The organism is Spirabiliibacterium falconis (genome assembly GCF_014885015.1).
In the GTDB taxonomy this organism is placed as follows: domain Bacteria; phylum Pseudomonadota; class Gammaproteobacteria; order Enterobacterales; family Pasteurellaceae; genus Spirabiliibacterium; species Spirabiliibacterium falconis.
On the sequence record NZ_JABMIJ010000008.1, the window covers coordinates 209,525 to 225,031 of the forward strand.

At 39.3% G+C, this 15,507-nt stretch carries 18 protein-coding genes; 17 read left to right on the forward strand and 1 reads right to left on the reverse strand.

Going from position 1 to position 15,507, the window contains the following annotated elements:
• Position 1: 1 nt before the first annotated feature.
• Positions 2 to 130, reverse strand: coding sequence for an LPS translocon maturation chaperone LptM (gene lptM / locus HPC40_RS06075; RefSeq protein WP_208118597.1), 129 nt, complete (start codon positions 128 to 130; stop codon positions 2 to 4).
• Between the two features lie 121 nt (positions 131 to 251).
• On the opposite strand from lptM, the gene cyaY reads away from it, so the two are divergent.
• From cyaY to HPC40_RS06160, 17 genes are all read left to right on the forward strand, one after another.
• Positions 252 to 560, forward strand: a complete 309-nt coding sequence (cyaY, locus tag HPC40_RS06080; protein WP_208118598.1) for an iron donor protein CyaY — start codon at positions 252 to 254, stop codon at positions 558 to 560.
• A gap of 7 nt (positions 561 to 567) precedes the next feature.
• Positions 568 to 1,425, forward strand: a complete 858-nt coding sequence (pldA, locus tag HPC40_RS06085; RefSeq protein WP_208118599.1) for a phospholipase A — start codon at positions 568 to 570, stop codon at positions 1,423 to 1,425.
• The gene (gene recQ, locus HPC40_RS06090) at positions 1,412 to 3,247 is read left to right on the forward strand and encodes a DNA helicase RecQ (protein WP_208118600.1); all 1,836 of its coding nucleotides are present in this window, start codon (positions 1,412 to 1,414) and stop codon (positions 3,245 to 3,247) included. The genes pldA and recQ overlap by 14 nt, the downstream gene beginning before the upstream one ends.
• A gap of 69 nt (positions 3,248 to 3,316) precedes the next feature.
• Entirely contained in the window at positions 3,317 to 3,874 is a 558-nt protein-coding gene (gene sodC, locus HPC40_RS06095; protein ID WP_208118601.1) for a superoxide dismutase family protein, read from the forward strand.
• A gap of 107 nt (positions 3,875 to 3,981) precedes the next feature.
• Positions 3,982 to 4,422 carry a hypothetical protein gene (locus HPC40_RS06100; protein WP_208118602.1) on the forward strand — a complete coding sequence of 147 codons (441 nt, stop codon included), beginning with the start codon at positions 3,982 to 3,984 and terminating at the stop codon, positions 4,420 to 4,422.
• 82 nt (positions 4,423 to 4,504) lie between these two features.
• The gene (gene mioC / locus HPC40_RS06105) at positions 4,505 to 4,942 is read left to right on the forward strand and encodes an FMN-binding protein MioC (protein ID WP_208118603.1); all 438 of its coding nucleotides are present in this window, start codon (positions 4,505 to 4,507) and stop codon (positions 4,940 to 4,942) included.
• A gap of 351 nt (positions 4,943 to 5,293) precedes the next feature.
• Complete coding sequence (gene mnmG / locus HPC40_RS06110) at positions 5,294 to 7,186, forward strand: tRNA uridine-5-carboxymethylaminomethyl(34) synthesis enzyme MnmG (protein WP_208118604.1); 1,893 nt, start codon at positions 5,294 to 5,296, stop codon at positions 7,184 to 7,186.
• On the forward strand, positions 7,183 to 7,806 hold the full coding sequence (gene rsmG, locus HPC40_RS06115) for a 16S rRNA (guanine(527)-N(7))-methyltransferase RsmG (protein ID WP_208118605.1): 624 nt from the start codon (positions 7,183 to 7,185) through the stop codon (positions 7,804 to 7,806). Before mnmG ends, rsmG begins: the two co-directional genes overlap by 4 nt.
• Before the next feature lie 209 nt (positions 7,807 to 8,015).
• Positions 8,016 to 8,402, forward strand: a complete 387-nt coding sequence (locus HPC40_RS06120; protein ID WP_208118606.1) for an ATP synthase subunit I — start codon at positions 8,016 to 8,018, stop codon at positions 8,400 to 8,402.
• Positions 8,403 to 8,423: 21 nt separating this feature from the next.
• Positions 8,424 to 9,221, forward strand: a complete 798-nt coding sequence (gene atpB, locus HPC40_RS06125; protein WP_208118607.1) for a F0F1 ATP synthase subunit A — start codon at positions 8,424 to 8,426, stop codon at positions 9,219 to 9,221.
• A gap of 58 nt (positions 9,222 to 9,279) precedes the next feature.
• A complete protein-coding gene (atpE, locus tag HPC40_RS06130; RefSeq protein ID WP_208118608.1) occupies positions 9,280 to 9,534 on the forward strand; it encodes a F0F1 ATP synthase subunit C in 255 nt (84 codons plus the stop codon).
• Between the two features lie 51 nt (positions 9,535 to 9,585).
• On the forward strand, positions 9,586 to 10,056 hold the full coding sequence (atpF, locus tag HPC40_RS06135; RefSeq protein WP_208118609.1) for a F0F1 ATP synthase subunit B: 471 nt from the start codon (positions 9,586 to 9,588) through the stop codon (positions 10,054 to 10,056).
• 13 nt (positions 10,057 to 10,069) lie between these two features.
• Positions 10,070 to 10,603: a F0F1 ATP synthase subunit delta gene (gene atpH, locus HPC40_RS06140; RefSeq protein ID WP_208118610.1), complete on the forward strand. Its 534-nt coding sequence runs from the start codon at positions 10,070 to 10,072 to the stop codon at positions 10,601 to 10,603.
• A 12-nt stretch (positions 10,604 to 10,615) separates the two neighbouring features.
• Positions 10,616 to 12,157, forward strand: coding sequence for a F0F1 ATP synthase subunit alpha (gene atpA, locus HPC40_RS06145; RefSeq protein WP_208118611.1), 1,542 nt, complete (start codon positions 10,616 to 10,618; stop codon positions 12,155 to 12,157).
• A gap of 25 nt (positions 12,158 to 12,182) precedes the next feature.
• Positions 12,183 to 13,049, forward strand: coding sequence for a F0F1 ATP synthase subunit gamma (atpG, locus tag HPC40_RS06150; RefSeq protein ID WP_208118612.1), 867 nt, complete (start codon positions 12,183 to 12,185; stop codon positions 13,047 to 13,049).
• A gap of 19 nt (positions 13,050 to 13,068) precedes the next feature.
• The gene (gene atpD, locus HPC40_RS06155; protein ID WP_208118613.1) at positions 13,069 to 14,448 is read left to right on the forward strand and encodes a F0F1 ATP synthase subunit beta; all 1,380 of its coding nucleotides are present in this window, start codon (positions 13,069 to 13,071) and stop codon (positions 14,446 to 14,448) included.
• A gap of 31 nt (positions 14,449 to 14,479) precedes the next feature.
• A complete protein-coding gene (locus tag HPC40_RS06160) occupies positions 14,480 to 14,908 on the forward strand; it encodes a F0F1 ATP synthase subunit epsilon (protein ID WP_208118614.1) in 429 nt (142 codons plus the stop codon).
• Positions 14,909 to 15,507 lie beyond the last annotated feature (599 nt).

A 15,507-nucleotide genomic window follows, 5' to 3' on the forward strand; every position in this document is an offset into this window, starting at 1 on the left:
CTTACTGTGCCGTTGTTTGTTCGCTGGTATTCTCACTATTATCAGGGAAATATAATGGACCTTTCACCCCACACCCTACGAGATTTAACAAAAAAACCGCACTGAATATTGCAATAATCATTTTTTTCATAATCTGTCCTTTTTCAACGATTTTGGCTATTTTAACCATTAATCTCAACGATGTGCTATTACTATTGTTGGAAAGTTGTAAAATGTCTATAATTTAAGGCTAACTCACGCGGAGAAATACAATGAATGTAAGCGAATACCACCAACAGATTGAAAAAATATGGGCTGACATTGAAACAGCATTAGAACAACAGGAAATTGATGTCGATTGCGATATTCTCGGTTCTGTTTTTTCTATTACGTTTGCCGATGGGCAACAAATTGTGATTAACAAACAAGAGCCTTTGCTTGAGCTTTGGCTTGCCAGCAAACTCGGCGGATATCACTTTAAATATAAAAATGGGTTATGGCTCACAGCGGATAATAAAGAGTTTTTTGCTCTATTAACCGATGCACTTAACGCCTATGGCGAACACGTTACCTTTAAATGAGATGATTATGCGTAAATTTATCCTTTTTATAACCGCACTTTTACCTTTTACCGTACTAGCGGCCGATTTAGCCACCAGTGAAAACCCGATTTATCACTCTAAAACTGAATTAATGCTACGCAAAAGTAAAGACAATTTTTTCTCCATTGCACCTTACGATCAAAACTACATTATGGAAACTTACAGCAATGGAAATTTTGATAATCAAGACGGCAAAAAGAAAAAACACGATGAAATTAAATTCCAAATTAGCCTTGGGTTGCCGATTTGGCGCGGCATTTTAGGCGAAAATTCGCTACTAGGTGCAAGCTATACTCAACGTTCATGGTTTCAACTGAGCAATACCATTGAATCATCGCCGTTTCGTGAAACTAACTATGAACCGCAATTGTTTCTTGCTTGGTCAACAAAATACAATTTACCGTGGGGCTGGACATTAAATGATATCGAAACGGGGTTTAATCACGAATCTAATGGAAGAAGTGATCAATTTGAACGCTCACGAAGCTGGAACCGCCTATACGCGCGTGTTTCGGCACACAAAGACAATTGGATGCTAGAATTTAAACCATGGTGGAGAATTCCAGAAAAAGCCGAAGATGACGACAATCCAGATATTACCGCTTATCGTGGGCATTATGATTTAACCATCGGTTACAAATACGATGAGCATCAAGTAAAATTTACAGCACATTATAATCTTAAAAGTGGCAAAGGTGGATTGTTGGCTAATTACAGTTATCCTATCACTAAACAAGTACGGCTTTATGTGCAATATTACGGCGGCTATGGCGAATCATTAATTGACTACAATCGCCGTATTCAACGCATAGGACTTGGCATTTCATTAAATGACGTGTTCTGATTTACCTGATGAACAATCAAAGTGCGGTCAAAAAACCGCACTTACTGTTTTACGCCAAGTCTTTGGTTATCATCACTTTCGCACGGGTCAAGAAAATGCGATTCAAGCCACGTTAGAAGGGCGTGATTGTTTGCTCGTGATGGCAACAGGATCTGGAAAATCCCTTTGTTATCAAGTTCCTGCGTTGTGTTTTTCTGGGCTGACATTGGTCATTTCTCCGCTAATTTCGTTAATGAAAGATCAAGTTGATCAGCTCATATCTAATGGCGTAGAAGCCGCATTTCTTAACTCAAGCCAAAGCAGTGACGAACAACAACAGGTGCAATCCAACGCCATCAATGGCACCTTAAAATTACTTTATATTTCACCTGAAAAAGTGATGACAAATAGTTTTTATCACTTCATTAGCCAATGTAAACTCAGCTTTATTGCCATTGATGAAGCACATTGTATTTCTCAATGGGGGCACGATTTTCGCCCTGAATATAGCTTGTTAGGAGGGTTGAAAATCAGCTTTCCAGCAGTGCCGATAATGGCCCTCACTGCCACCGCTGATCGCACCACACGGCAAGATATTTTACATCTATTAAAACTCGATAACCCATTTGAATATATCGGCAGTTTCGATCGTGCCAACATTCGTTATACGTTGATGGAAAAATACAAAGGCGTAGAGCAAATGTGCCAATTTGTGCTTTCACAAAAAGGAAAGTGCGGTATTGTCTATTGCAACTCCCGTGCAAAAACCGAAAAATTGTGTGAAAGCCTTAAACGACGAGGGATTTCCTGCGCACCTTATCACGCAGGTTTAAGCCAATCTGAACGAGAATCAACCCAACATGCCTTTCAACACGACAATATTCAAGTGGTGGTGGCAACTGTTGCATTTGGCATGGGCATTAACAAATCCAATGTGCGGTTTGTGCTACATTTTGATCTACCACGTAGCATTGAAGCCTATTACCAAGAAACAGGGCGGGCGGGGCGTGATGATTTACCTGCTGAAGCTGTGTTACTCTACGATCCCGCCGATTATGCTTGGCTAAATAAAATATTACTGGAAAAACCCGAAAGCCCACTGCGTGAAATTGAACAACACAAACTACAAGCGATGGGCGCTTTTGCTGAAGCACAAACTTGCCGACGTTTAGTGTTGCTCAACTATTTTGGCGAAAGCCAGCAACAACCCTGTAATAACTGCGACATCTGTCTTTCACCACCGACACATTACGATGGATTACTCGATGCCCAAAAAGTATTATCCGTCATCTACCGCACAGGACAACTTTTTGCCATTCATTATGTGGTCGCTGTACTCAGAGGGCTAAATAATCAACGTATTAAAGATAACCAACACGACTTACTCAATGTGTTTGGGCTTGGACGTGAACAATCACAAGAATATTGGATTAATGTTATCCGCCAGCTTATTCATCTCGGCATTATAGAACAAAATATTGCACAACATTCTGCTTTGCGCCTTACCGAAGCTGCACGCCCTATTTTACGCGGTGAAACCGCACTTTCACTGGCAACGCCACGCACCACAATGTCAGTTATCAAAAAAGTGCAATATCAGCGTGTGAAAAACTACGATAAACACCTATTTGAACGCCTACGTTTTTTACGCAAACAACTGGCAGAAAAAGACGCTATCCCGCCTTATATTGTTTTCAACGATGCTACATTACAAGAAATGGCACAATTTAAACCCACCAGCCAACAAGCTATGCTCCAAATTAACGGCGTAGGGCAACGTAAACTTGAACGATTTGGCACTCCTTTTTTACAATTAATTTGTGAGTATCAGCACAATAACTAACACTGCACTGGAAAAAGCATCTTACTTCTTATATGCTAGTTGTTACTATTTGATAAAAAAGGAGTAATTATGAAAAAACATTTACTAGCAACCGCACTTTCACTTTCTACATTACTTTTAACTGCAAATGTTTATGCACATGGCGATCATCATCATGACAAACAGTTAACAATTCCTGTACAGTTGCTTGACGTTGAAAAAGGCAACCAAGATATTGGTAACGTTTACGTGCATGAAACAAAATATGGCTTGGTTTTCACACCTGAATTAAAAGACTTAACCCCTGGCATTCACGGATTTCACATTCACCAAAATCCAAGCTGTGAACCTAAAGAAAAAGACGGAAAACTTGTCGCAGGGCTTGGAGCTGGTGGTCACTGGGATCCGAAAAATACTGGCAAGCACAGCACCCCGTGGGATGATGATGGTCATTTAGGCGATTTGCCTGCATTAACTGTCAATCAAGATGGAACAGCAACAAACCCAGTCCTTGCACCACGCCTGCATTCGCTTGATGAAATAAAAGAACATTCATTAATGATTCACGCTCATGGTGATAACCACTCTGACGATCCAAAACCGCTTGGTGGTGGCGGTGCTCGTATGGCGTGTGGTGTTATAAAATAAATAAAGTGCGGTTAAACCGCACTTTTTAATTAATCTGGTAAAAAATTGAACCTTTCTTTATTTTTAAACTCTAACCACACGATCACATAACAATAAGGATCTTATCAATGAAATTAACCCTAAAAAATACATTAGCATTAACTATTATTGCATCAAGCGTTGCTTTAGCAGCATGTTCCGATAAAGAACAAGTAAAACCTGCGGGAGCAGAACAAACTAAACCTGCACAAGTTGAAACCCAAAAATCAGTTGAACAAGCACCAGCCGCTCAAGCAGCTGAAAGTGCAGTAACCAAATACACTGGCACAATTGAAGGCGATAAATTTGATACTTATCACTTCAAAGGGCAAAAAGGACAAAAAGTCATCATCAACGTCACAGGTAAAGGTCATGCTGAAGCTGTGCTTTACGGCTTTGATGATTTTATGCAAGACGAAGCTTACACATTACCTGAAAGTGGCGATTATGAAGTGCGTGTAGTACAACCACGTACTTTTGCTCGTGAAGGTAAAAAATCTACTTATGAATTGACGATTGAAATAAAGTAATTAGACAAGATCAAAAGCAGCCTAAGGGCTGCTTTTTTTGTGCTAATATTTAAATACCACTTCAATGCTATTTAGGATAACTATGGAAAAATCAATTTGCATTATCTCTGGCAGTACCTTAGGTGGTGCGGAATATGTCGCAGAACATTGTGAAGATTTGCTCAATCAAGCAGGCATTAAAACCGCACTTTGCCATGGTGCGCAAGCCGCACAAGAACAAGCGAATGCTTACCCAATTTGGCTATTTGTCAGTTCAACCCACGGCGCGGGCGATTTACCCGATAATTTAGTGCCTTTTTTTAATGATCTTAGCGTACCAACTAACTTACGGTTTGCCGTCATTGGACTTGGTAATTCAGATTACGATACGTTCTGTTTTGCAGTTGATAAAATTGAAACCGCACTTTTAGCCCAAAATGCACAGCGTATTTGCCCACCATTAAAAATTGATATTCTTCACACACAAGATCCAGAAAGTGAAGCTCAAGAATGGCTACCGCACTTTATTCAGACAATTTGAGGTTGTGGATAAGTTCGATCTTTTTTGTATATTTAGCGTTATTATGATCTGAATAAAAGATAAAATAATTCGACCTGTGGATAAGATCATCCGTTATTCACATGTTTAAACGACAAAAAGATCCTTTTACACACAATTAAAATTGAAACTAAGATCTTAATTTTAAATAGGAAAAGGATCTTTTAAACAACATTCACCTCAACTAATAAGAAAAACAATAAAAGATCTCTATATAAAAGATCTTTATATATAAGCACGATCAATTCATCAATTCCTTTTTACCCCATCTTAAAATTAAAGTAGAATAGCGCACAATTTTATAAAAAATTTTTTAAGTATCTGAAGGTTTATATGATTTACAACATAACCTATGACGTGATTGTTGTTGGTGGCGGTCATGCAGGAACAGAAGCTGCGCTTGCACCTGCGCGTATGGGATTAAAAACGCTTTTACTAACGCATAATATTGACACATTAGGTCAAATGTCGTGCAATCCCGCAATTGGTGGCATTGGAAAAGGTCATTTAGTTAAAGAAATTGATGCAATGGGCGGTTTAATGGCAACTGCTGCGGATAAAGCAGGGATTCAATTTCGTACCTTAAACAGTTCAAAAGGACCTGCCGTACGAGCAACCCGTGCACAAGCAGATCGCGTGCTTTATCGTCAAGCTGTGCGGATCGCCCTTGAAAATCAAGAAAATTTAGATATTTTTCAACAAGAAGTGGTTGATATTATCTTAGATCAAGATAAAGCAGTTGGGGTGAGCACTAAAATGGGGCTAACCTTCAATGCACGCTCTGTTATATTAACAGCAGGCACATTTTTGGCAGGAAAAATCCATATAGGTATGGAAAATTACGCTGGTGGACGAGCAGGCGATCCTGCCTCAACTATGCTAGCGGATCGTTTACGTGAGCTAAAACTACGCGTTGCACGTTTAAAAACAGGCACTCCTCCACGTTTAGATGCAAGAACCATTAATTTCTCAGTATTACAGGCACAACACGGTGATCCTATTCTGCCCGTATTTTCATTTATGGGATCGGTAGATCAACATCCACAACAAATTCCTTGTTATATTACATCGACCAATGAAAAAGCCCATGATCTTATTCGTGCTAATCTCGATCGTAGCCCAATGTATGCAGGCGTGATCGAAGGGATCGGCCCACGTTATTGCCCATCAATTGAAGATAAAGTAATGCGTTTTGCTGATCGCACAAGCCATCAAATTTATTTAGAGCCTGAAGGATTAACCAGTAACGAGATTTATCCAAATGGCATTTCAACGAGCTTACCATTTGATGTGCAAATGGGCGTTGTTAATGCAATGCCAGGGCTTGAAAATGCACGTATTGTAAAACCAGGTTATGCGATCGAATACGATTATTTTGATCCGAGAGATCTCAAGCCAACATTAGAAACAAAAGCAATAAAAGGTCTATTTTTTGCAGGACAAATTAATGGAACTACAGGATACGAAGAAGCCGCTGCACAAGGGCTGCTTGCTGGGATCAATGCAGCTCGTTATGTGCAAGAAAAAGATCCTTGGTATCCACGTCGTGATCAAGCCTATCTTGGTGTATTGGTTGATGATCTTTGTACGCTTGGAACGAAAGAGCCATATAGAGTATTTACCTCTCGTGCAGAATATCGCTTATTATTACGGGAAGACAATGCAGACAGTCGTTTAACGCCAATCGCACACGAACTAGGGTTGATTGATCAGGCACGTTGGGATCGTTTTCAACAAAAACAAGAAAATATTGTGCGTGAGCAACAGCGATTGCGTGAGATTTGGATCCATCCACAATCACCGCATCTAAGTGCGGTTAATCAATTACTCAAAACACCATTAACGCGTGAAGCCAGCGGTGAAGATTTATTACGTCGTCCAGAGGTTAATTATCACGATCTGACCGCACTTGATGTTTTTGCACCCGCTTGCAGCGACAAACAAGCGGCTGAACAGGTTGAAATTTCAATTAAATATCAAGGCTATATTGAACATCAACACGAAGAAATTGCACGGCATAAACGCCATGAAAGCACTGCTATCCCCGATAATTTTGATTATGATAAAGTATCAGGACTTTCTAACGAAGTGCGGGCGAAATTAATGCAACATCGTCCTGTGTCGATTGGACAAGCATCACGTATTTCAGGCGTTACACCTGCTGCAATTTCTATTTTGCTTGTGAATTTAAAAAAACAAGGTATGCTCAAGCGTGGTGATGAATGAGTTTAGCTAACCGATTAGACCAACTTTTAAGTCAGACCGCACTTTGCGTTTCGGATAACCAACGCACGTTGTTAGTTGACTACGTTGAGCTGCTCAATAAGTGGAATAAGGCTTACAACCTTACCTCTGTGCGAGACCCACAAGAGATGTTGATTAAACATATTATGGATAGCCTTGTAGTAAGTGAATACTTACAAGGCGAACGATTTATTGACGTGGGAACAGGTCCAGGCTTGCCTGGCATTCCCCTTGCGATAATTAATCCGAATCGACATTTTACTTTGTTAGACAGCCTTGGTAAGCGGGTACGTTTTTTGCAGCAAGTGGTTATGCAGTTAGGACTGACTAACGTTATGCCAGTACAAAGTCGAGTAGAAGATTACACCAAAGTGCGGTTTGATGGGGTGCTAAGTCGAGCATTTGCGTCTTTGACTGATATGGTTACTTGGTGTATTCATCTACCAAATGATAATGGACATTTTTATGCACTTAAAGGTCAGATGAATAATGGTGAATTAAACACACTACCGCACTTTGTTAAAATTGATAAAAAAATCACTTTAAAAGTCCCTGAATTGATAGGTGAAAGGCATTTAATTATTTTATCAAATGTTGAATAATCACGCAGAACAAAACGTATTTGCTATTTTTGTGACAAAATCGTAAAAAAAATTTAATAAATGTTAGCTAGGTAACACTTTTAACGGCTTTAATCGTTGCAATAATCAATTCTAACCGTATAATTTACTATGATTTGTTACCCATAATGATTAGTTTAATTTTTAGCCTATTTATTTTTAACGTAATAATAAATACGAAGTAAGGCTTTATGATGTCGGCAATAATGGTGAAGAGCCAACAATTATATCGAAAAGTATTAACCATTACGTTATTGCTGGCATTAGGAATAACCGCACTTTTATGGTTATTAAATAAAGAATGGAGTGTATCATTCGCACTGGGTAGTATTATTGCGTGGTTTGCACAGGTTGCTTTTGCGATATTTTTATTTATCCGTCAGCGATCGTTGGTACTTAATGAAAAGGTGAAAGCCCTTTACCAAGCACAAGGAATAAAGTTTGGTTTAACAATAGTGTTATTTGTTATCGTTTTGCGTACAGTACATATTCACGCAGGTAGTTTTTTTAGTGGGTATTTGATTTTAATTTTATTTAATGGTGTATTGCCTTTTTTACTTTCAAAAGGTAAACGTTAATTCACTTAAGTAGGAAATTGTATGTCTGCCGAAGGTTCGCTAACATCTAATGAGTATATCCAACACCATCTAACCTTCCTTACCACAGGTGATGGATTTTGGTCTTTTAACGTCGATTCCATGTTCTTTGCTATTATCACTGGCGTGATTATGTCGTTGGTGCTCTATTCTGTGGCAAAAAAGGTCTCCCACGGCGTGCCAGGCAAGCTGCAATGCGCAGTGGAAATGCTGGTAGAATGGGTCAACGGGATTGTAGTGGAAAACTTCCAAGGCAGTCGTAATTTCATCGCCCCACTTGGACTAACTGTATTTATCTGGGTATTAATGATGAATACCATTGATTTAATCCCAGTTGATTATCTGCCACAAGTAGCACATTTATTAGGACTTGAGCATTTGCGTGCAGTGCCGACTGCGGATATCAACATCACTCTTGGGATGTCGCTTGTGGTGTTTGTGTTGATCATTTTCTATACCATCAAATCTAAAGGCGTGGGCGGTTTTGTTAAAGAATATACCATGCACCCGTTTAATCACCCGTTATTGATTCCTGTTAACTTACTGCTTGAAAGCGTGACTTTGATTTCCAAACCGATTTCATTGGCGTTGCGTCTATTCGGTAACCTTTATGCAGGTGAGCTTATCTTTATCTTGATTGCAGTGACCTATTCCGCTGGCTATTTGATTGCCAGTCTCGGTGCTGGATTGCACCTAGTATGGGCGATTTTCCACATTTTGATCGTGGTGCTGCAAGCCTTTATCTTTATGATGTTGACCATTATTTATGTGAGTATCGCGTATAATAAGGCGGATCACTAATGTATTTTTAACCTAGCATTTTGCTAACTTTTAACTTAACTATCTATGGAGAAAATCAATGGAAACTGTAATTAGTGCAACAATTATTGCCTCTGCAATTATGCTTGCTTTCGCTGCGTTAGGAACTGCTATCGGCTTTGGTCTTTTAGGTGGTAAATACCTTGAGTCAGCAGCACGTCAACCAGAGCTTGCAAATTCATTGTTAACTAAAATGTTCATTGTAGCGGGTCTTTTAGATGCGATTGCTATGATTGCAGTAGGTATCGGTTTGTATTTTGCCTTCGTAAACCCATTTGTTTCATTGCTAGGCTAATCCAACGGCTACTCGCAAAGAGTAATAACCAACTTTTAAGGAGGTACCGTTGTGAATATTAACGCAACACTTATCGGACAATCTATTGTATTCCTCATTTTTGTGTGGTTTTGCATGAAGTTTGTCTGGCCACCAGTGATCAAAGCTATTGAAGCACGTCAAAGCCAGATTGCCAATGCTTTAGCTTCAGCTGAAGAAGCTAAAAAAGAACAAGCTGATGCGAAAGTGTTAGTGGAAAAAGAGCTGGCTGAAGCGAAAAAACAAGCACAAGAAATCATTGATTTGGCAAATAAACGTCGCAATGAAATTTTAGATGAAGTGCGTGGTGAAGCTGAGGCGGTGAAGGCTAAAATCATTGAGCAAGGTTACGCTGAAGTGGATGCCGAACGTAAACGAGCACGTGAAGAATTACGTGTTCAAGTGGCATCATTAGCACTTGCGGGTGCAGAAAAAATTGTTGGACGCAATGTTGATGAAGCGGCCAATAACGATATTATCGATAAACTAGTTGCAGAACTATAAGAAGGTGGGGCTAATGTCAGAATACATCACAGTAGCACGCCCCTATGCAAAGGCAGCGTTTGATTTTGCATTAGAACATAGTGCATTAGACAAATGGCTTGAAATGCTTAAATTTGCCGCAGTGGTTATAGCCAATGACGATATGCAACAATTTTTGAAGACATCATCGTCACCTGAAAAAGTGGCTAACACCATTATTGATATTTGTGGTGAGCAACTTTGTCAGCACGGAAAAAATTTCGTTCGTGTTATGGCTGAAAATGACCGCCTTCTCGCTTTGCCTGAAGTGTATGCTTTGTTTGAAAAGTTAGTTGATGAACAGCGCGCTTTAGTTGATGTTGAAGTGATTTCAGCAAAAGTACTTAGCGAAAAACAGCAGCATGATATTCTCCAAGCAATGGAAAAAAGGCTTGCTCGAAAAGTTAAATTAAATTGTCGCATTGATGAAAGTTTAATCGGTGGAGCTATTATCAAAACACAAGATTTTGAAATAGATGGCTCTAGCCGTGGTCAACTTGATCGCCTAGCCAATGCGTTACAATTATAAGAGGAATAGAAAATGCAACTAAATTCTACAGAAATTAGTGATTTAATTAAAAAACGCATTGCTGATTTTAATATCAGTAGTGAAGCACGCAATACAGGTACTATTGTCTCAGTAAGTGATGGTATTATTCGTATTCACGGGTTAAGCGATGTAATGCAAGGGGAAATGATTGCCCTACCTGGAAATCGTTACGCCATCGCACTTAACCTTGAGCGTGATAGCGTTGGTGCAGTGGTTATGGGTCCATACACTGACTTAGCAGAAGGAATGCAAGTAGAGTGTACAGGGCGTATTCTAGAAGTACCAGTTGGTCGTAACTTGTTGGGTCGTGTAGTTAATACCCTTGGTGAACCTATTGACGGTAAAGGTGAAATTGAAGCAGAAGGTTTTTCACCAATTGAAGTCATTGCACCAGGTGTTATTGATCGTAAATCTGTTGATCAGCCTGTGCAAACAGGTTATAAAGCAGTTGACTCAATGGTGCCAATTGGACGTGGTCAACGTGAATTGATCATCGGTGACCGTCAAACAGGTAAAACCGCACTTGCTATTGATGCCATCATTAATCAACGTGATTCAGGCATTAAATGTATTTATGTTGCAATTGGTCAAAAAGCATCAACTATCGCTAACGTAGTGCGTAAATTAGAAGAACATGGTGCACTAGCAAACACTATTGTAGTCGTTGCTTCGGCGGCAGAATCAGCAGCATTGCAATATCTTGCGCCATATGCAGGCTGTGCAATGGGTGAATTTTTCCGTGATAACGGCGAAGATGCACTGATTGTTTATGATGATTTATCTAAACAAGCGGTAGCATATCGTCAAATTTCATTATTATTACGTCGCCCACCAGGTCGTGAAGCATTCCCAGGGGATGTATTCTATCTTCACTCCCGCTTGCTTGAACGTGCAGCTCGTGTTAATGCAGACTATGTGGAAAAACACACTCAAGGTCGTGTAAAAGGTAAAACAGGATCATTAACCGCACTTCCTATTATTGAAACGCAAGCAGGAGATGTTTCTGCATTCGTTCCGACTAACGTAATTTCAATTACAGATGGTCAGATCTTCCTTGAATCAGATTTGTTTAATTCTGGTATCCGTCCTGCTGTAAACCCAGGTATTTCTGTATCACGGGTAGGTGGTGCAGCACAAACTAAGGTAATCAAAAAACTTGCTGGGGGTATCCGTACCGCACTTGCACAGTATCGTGAACTGGCTGCCTTTGCGCAATTTGCATCAGATCTTGATGAAGCAACCCGTAAACAGTTGTCTCATGGTCAAAAAGTAACCGAACTTTTAAAACAACCACAATACAGTCCATTAAGCGTGGGTGAACAAGCATTGTTATTATTTGCGGTTGAATTTGGTTATCTTGACGATGTAGAAATTGAACGTATTGGTGCGTTTGAAGAAAGTCTATTGAATTTTGCCCAACATAATGAAAGTGAATTTTTAAAAGAGCTTTCACAATCGGGTGATTACAACGATACCATTAAAGATAAGTTAAAAGCTATCTTAGATACCTTTAAAGCCAAAGGTTCGTGGTAAGTAAAGACTTTCAACGGAGGATTAAATGGCTGGAGCAAAAGAGATAAGAACCAAAATTGCCAGTGTGAAAAGTACACAAAAAATCACTAAGGCAATGGAAATGGTTGCTGCTTCAAAAATGCGTAAAACGCAAGAAAGAATGACGCATTCTCGTCCATATTCATCTGCGATACGCAATGTAATAAGCCACGTATCCAAAGGGAATATTGAGTATCACCATCCTTTTTTACAGGAGCGTGAAATCAAAAAAGTCGGCGTGTTAATTGTGTCCACTGATCGTGGTTTATGTGGCGGTTTAAATATTAATATGTTTAAAACCGCACTTAATCAGTTTAAGCAGTGGAAAGATAAAAAAATCAGCGTAGAAATAGCATTAATTGGTTCAAAAGGAATAGGTTTTTTCCATTCTTTAGGTCTCACTGTGCGTGGGCAAACCTCAGGTATGGGTGATACACCATCAGTGGAAGAAATTATTGGTATTGCTAATACAATGTTTGATGCCTATAACAAAGGCGAAATTGATGCAATCTATGTGGTTTATAATAAGTTTATCAATACAATGTCGCAAAAACCTGTGGTACAACAGCTCGTGCCGTTACCAGAGCTTGAGGAAGATAATGTAAAATCTCAAGCAAATTGGGACTATATCTATGAGCCAAATGCAAAATATTTGCTTGATAATCTACTTACTCGTTATCTGGAGTCACAAGTTTATCAAGCTGTTGTTGAGAATTTGGCATCAGAGCAAGCAGCACGAATGGTGGCGATGAAGTCTGCAACAGATAATGCAGGTAACTTAATAAATGACTTGCAGCTAGTTTACAATAAGGCTCGTCAAGCTAGCATTACAAATGAATTGAACGAAATTGTTGCCGGTGCGGCCGCAATTTAGAGAATATAAGAGGAACGGTATGGCAACAGGTAAAATTGTACAAATCATCGGTGCCGTCATTGATGTTGAATTTCCGCAAGACAGTGTGCCGAAAGTCTATGATGCACTGAAAGTAGAAGGTGAAAACGGATTAACACTTGAAGTACAACAACAGCTCGGTGGTGGTGTTGTGCGTTGTATTGCAATGGGTTCATCAGATGGTTTAAAACGTAATCTTAAAGTTGAAAACCTAGGTCATCCAATTTCTGTGCCAGTAGGTGTTAAAACACTTGGTCGGATTATGAATGTCCTTGGTGAGCCAATTGATGAATTGGGTCCAATTGGCGAAGAAGAACGCTGGTCTATTCACCGTGAAGCACCAAGTTATGAAGAACAATCTAACAGCACTGAATTGTTAGAAACGGGAATTAAAGTTATTGACTTAGTTTGCCCATTTGCAAAAGGGGGTAAAGTTGGTCTATTCGGCGGTGCGGGTGTAGGTAAAACCGTAAATATGATGGAACTCATCCGTAACATCGCAATCGAACACTCAGGTTATTCTGTATTTGCAGGGGTAGGTGAACGTACTCGTGAAGGGAATGATTTCTACCATGAGATGCAAGAATCTAATGTTTTAGATAAAGTTTCACTTGTTTATGGTCAGATGAATGAGCCACCAGGTAACCGTTTACGCGTAGCACTAACAGGCTTAACCATTGCAGAAAAATTCCGTGATGAAGGCCGTGATGTACTTTTCTTCGTTGATAATATCTATCGTTATACCCTTGCAGGGACAGAGGTATCCGCACTTTTGGGTCGTATGCCATCTGCAGTAGGTTATCAGCCAACATTGGCAGAAGAAATGGGTGTGCTACAAGAACGTATCACCTCTACAAAAACAGGATCTATCACCTCAATTCAAGCAGTTTATGTACCAGCGGATGACTTAACCGATCCATCACCAGCAACAACGTTTGCTCACTTGGATGCAACAGTCGTATTAAGCCGTCAAATCGCATCTCTTGGTATTTATCCTGCGGTTGATCCATTAGATTCTACATCTCGTCAACTTGATCCTTTGGTGGTAGGTAAAGATCATTATGAAGTTGCTCGTGGTGTGCAATCAACACTACAACGCTACAAAGAATTGAAAGATATAATTGCTATTCTTGGTATGGACGAGCTTTCAGAAGATGATAAATTAGTGGTAGCACGTGCACGTAAAATTGAACGTTTCTTATCGCAACCATTCTTCGTTGCAGAAGTCTTTACAGGTAGCCCAGGTAAATATGTATCATTAAAAGATACAATTGCTGGATTTAAAGGAATTCTTGATGGGGAATATGATGAAATTCCTGAACAAGCATTCTATATGGTTGGCTCAATTGATGAAGTATTGGCGAAAGCCGAGAAAATGTAATTGTCCCTTTAACGTATAAACAGGAGGGAATATGGCATCTTCATTTGAGTTGAATGTAGTAAGTGCTGAACAACATATTTTTAACGGCACTGTAAATAGCATTCAAGTATCAGGGATTGAAGGGGAGCTCGGGATTTTACCTGGGCACACCCCACTTTTAACCATGATCAAGCCTGGTGTACTGAAAATCAATGCAGAATCTGGAGCACAAGTTATTTATGTTTCAGGTGGTTTTCTTGAAGTACAACCAAAAGTGGTAACCATTCTGGCTGATACAGCTATTCGTGGAGAAGAGCTCGATAAAGATAGGATCTTAGCAGCGAAGCGGCGAGCAGAAGAAAATGCGAGCAGTCGCCATACTGATGTAGATTACTCATTAATGTCAAGCAAACTCTCTCGTGAACTTGCAAAGTTGCAGGCTTACGAACTAACGGAAAAGCTAACCAAAAATCGCAGATAAAGATAAATGTTAAAGCCCACCGTTTGGTGGGTTTTTTAATAATATTCTGTTTACGTATTATTTACATAATAAGAAAAATCTTCTCTTCTTATACTCCAATCTTTATATTGAATAAAAACTTATTATAATTCAATATATTAACGCCTAACGCCTAACGCCTAACGCCTAACGCCTAACGCCTAACGCCTAACGCCTAACGCCTAACGCCTAACAATGGTGAAAAAATAGCAAAAATTTAATAAATTTTATTTGCTTTACAATAAATATACATTATAATGTGCGACTAATTTATATACTTTATGAAAAATAAGTATAGGACAGGTTTATTTTTTATAAGTAAATTTGTACTAAAAAATTACTTAATTTGAGGTATTTTTCTAAAATTAAGTGGTTTTATTGATTTTACTTATAAAATTTTCATTGCTTTTACAGTGCGGTGTCAGTAAACTCCGCGCTTTATTTTAGTAATGAAATTATTTTTATATTAATTAGGTGAAAACCTAAACACTAGGAGTTATCTCTATGACATTCTTTTCTCGCAAATGGCTTTTAGCATTACTGCCATTATTCACAACCGCTTGTGTTTACCACGACCCACT

Coding starts and splice junctions, on each gene's coding strand:
- lptM (WP_208118597.1), bottom strand. CDS start 130: ATGAAAAAAATGATTATTGCAATATTCAGTGCGGTTTTTTTGTTAAAT.
- cyaY (WP_208118598.1), top strand. CDS start 252: ATGAATGTAAGCGAATACCACCAACAGATTGAAAAAATATGGGCTGAC.
- pldA (WP_208118599.1), top strand. CDS start 568: ATGCGTAAATTTATCCTTTTTATAACCGCACTTTTACCTTTTACCGTA.
- recQ (WP_208118600.1), top strand. CDS start 1,412: ATGACGTGTTCTGATTTACCTGATGAACAATCAAAGTGCGGTCAAAAA.
- sodC (WP_208118601.1), top strand. CDS start 3,317: ATGAAAAAACATTTACTAGCAACCGCACTTTCACTTTCTACATTACTT.
- HPC40_RS06100 (WP_208118602.1), top strand. CDS start 3,982: ATGAAATTAACCCTAAAAAATACATTAGCATTAACTATTATTGCATCA.
- mioC (WP_208118603.1), top strand. CDS start 4,505: ATGGAAAAATCAATTTGCATTATCTCTGGCAGTACCTTAGGTGGTGCG.
- mnmG (WP_208118604.1), top strand. CDS start 5,294: ATGATTTACAACATAACCTATGACGTGATTGTTGTTGGTGGCGGTCAT.
- rsmG (WP_208118605.1), top strand. CDS start 7,183: ATGAGTTTAGCTAACCGATTAGACCAACTTTTAAGTCAGACCGCACTT.
- HPC40_RS06120 (WP_208118606.1), top strand. CDS start 8,016: ATGATGTCGGCAATAATGGTGAAGAGCCAACAATTATATCGAAAAGTA.
- atpB (WP_208118607.1), top strand. CDS start 8,424: ATGTCTGCCGAAGGTTCGCTAACATCTAATGAGTATATCCAACACCAT.
- atpE (WP_208118608.1), top strand. CDS start 9,280: ATGGAAACTGTAATTAGTGCAACAATTATTGCCTCTGCAATTATGCTT.
- atpH (WP_208118610.1), top strand. CDS start 10,070: ATGTCAGAATACATCACAGTAGCACGCCCCTATGCAAAGGCAGCGTTT.
- atpA (WP_208118611.1), top strand. CDS start 10,616: ATGCAACTAAATTCTACAGAAATTAGTGATTTAATTAAAAAACGCATT.
- atpG (WP_208118612.1), top strand. CDS start 12,183: ATGGCTGGAGCAAAAGAGATAAGAACCAAAATTGCCAGTGTGAAAAGT.
- atpD (WP_208118613.1), top strand. CDS start 13,069: ATGGCAACAGGTAAAATTGTACAAATCATCGGTGCCGTCATTGATGTT.
- HPC40_RS06160 (WP_208118614.1), top strand. CDS start 14,480: ATGGCATCTTCATTTGAGTTGAATGTAGTAAGTGCTGAACAACATATT.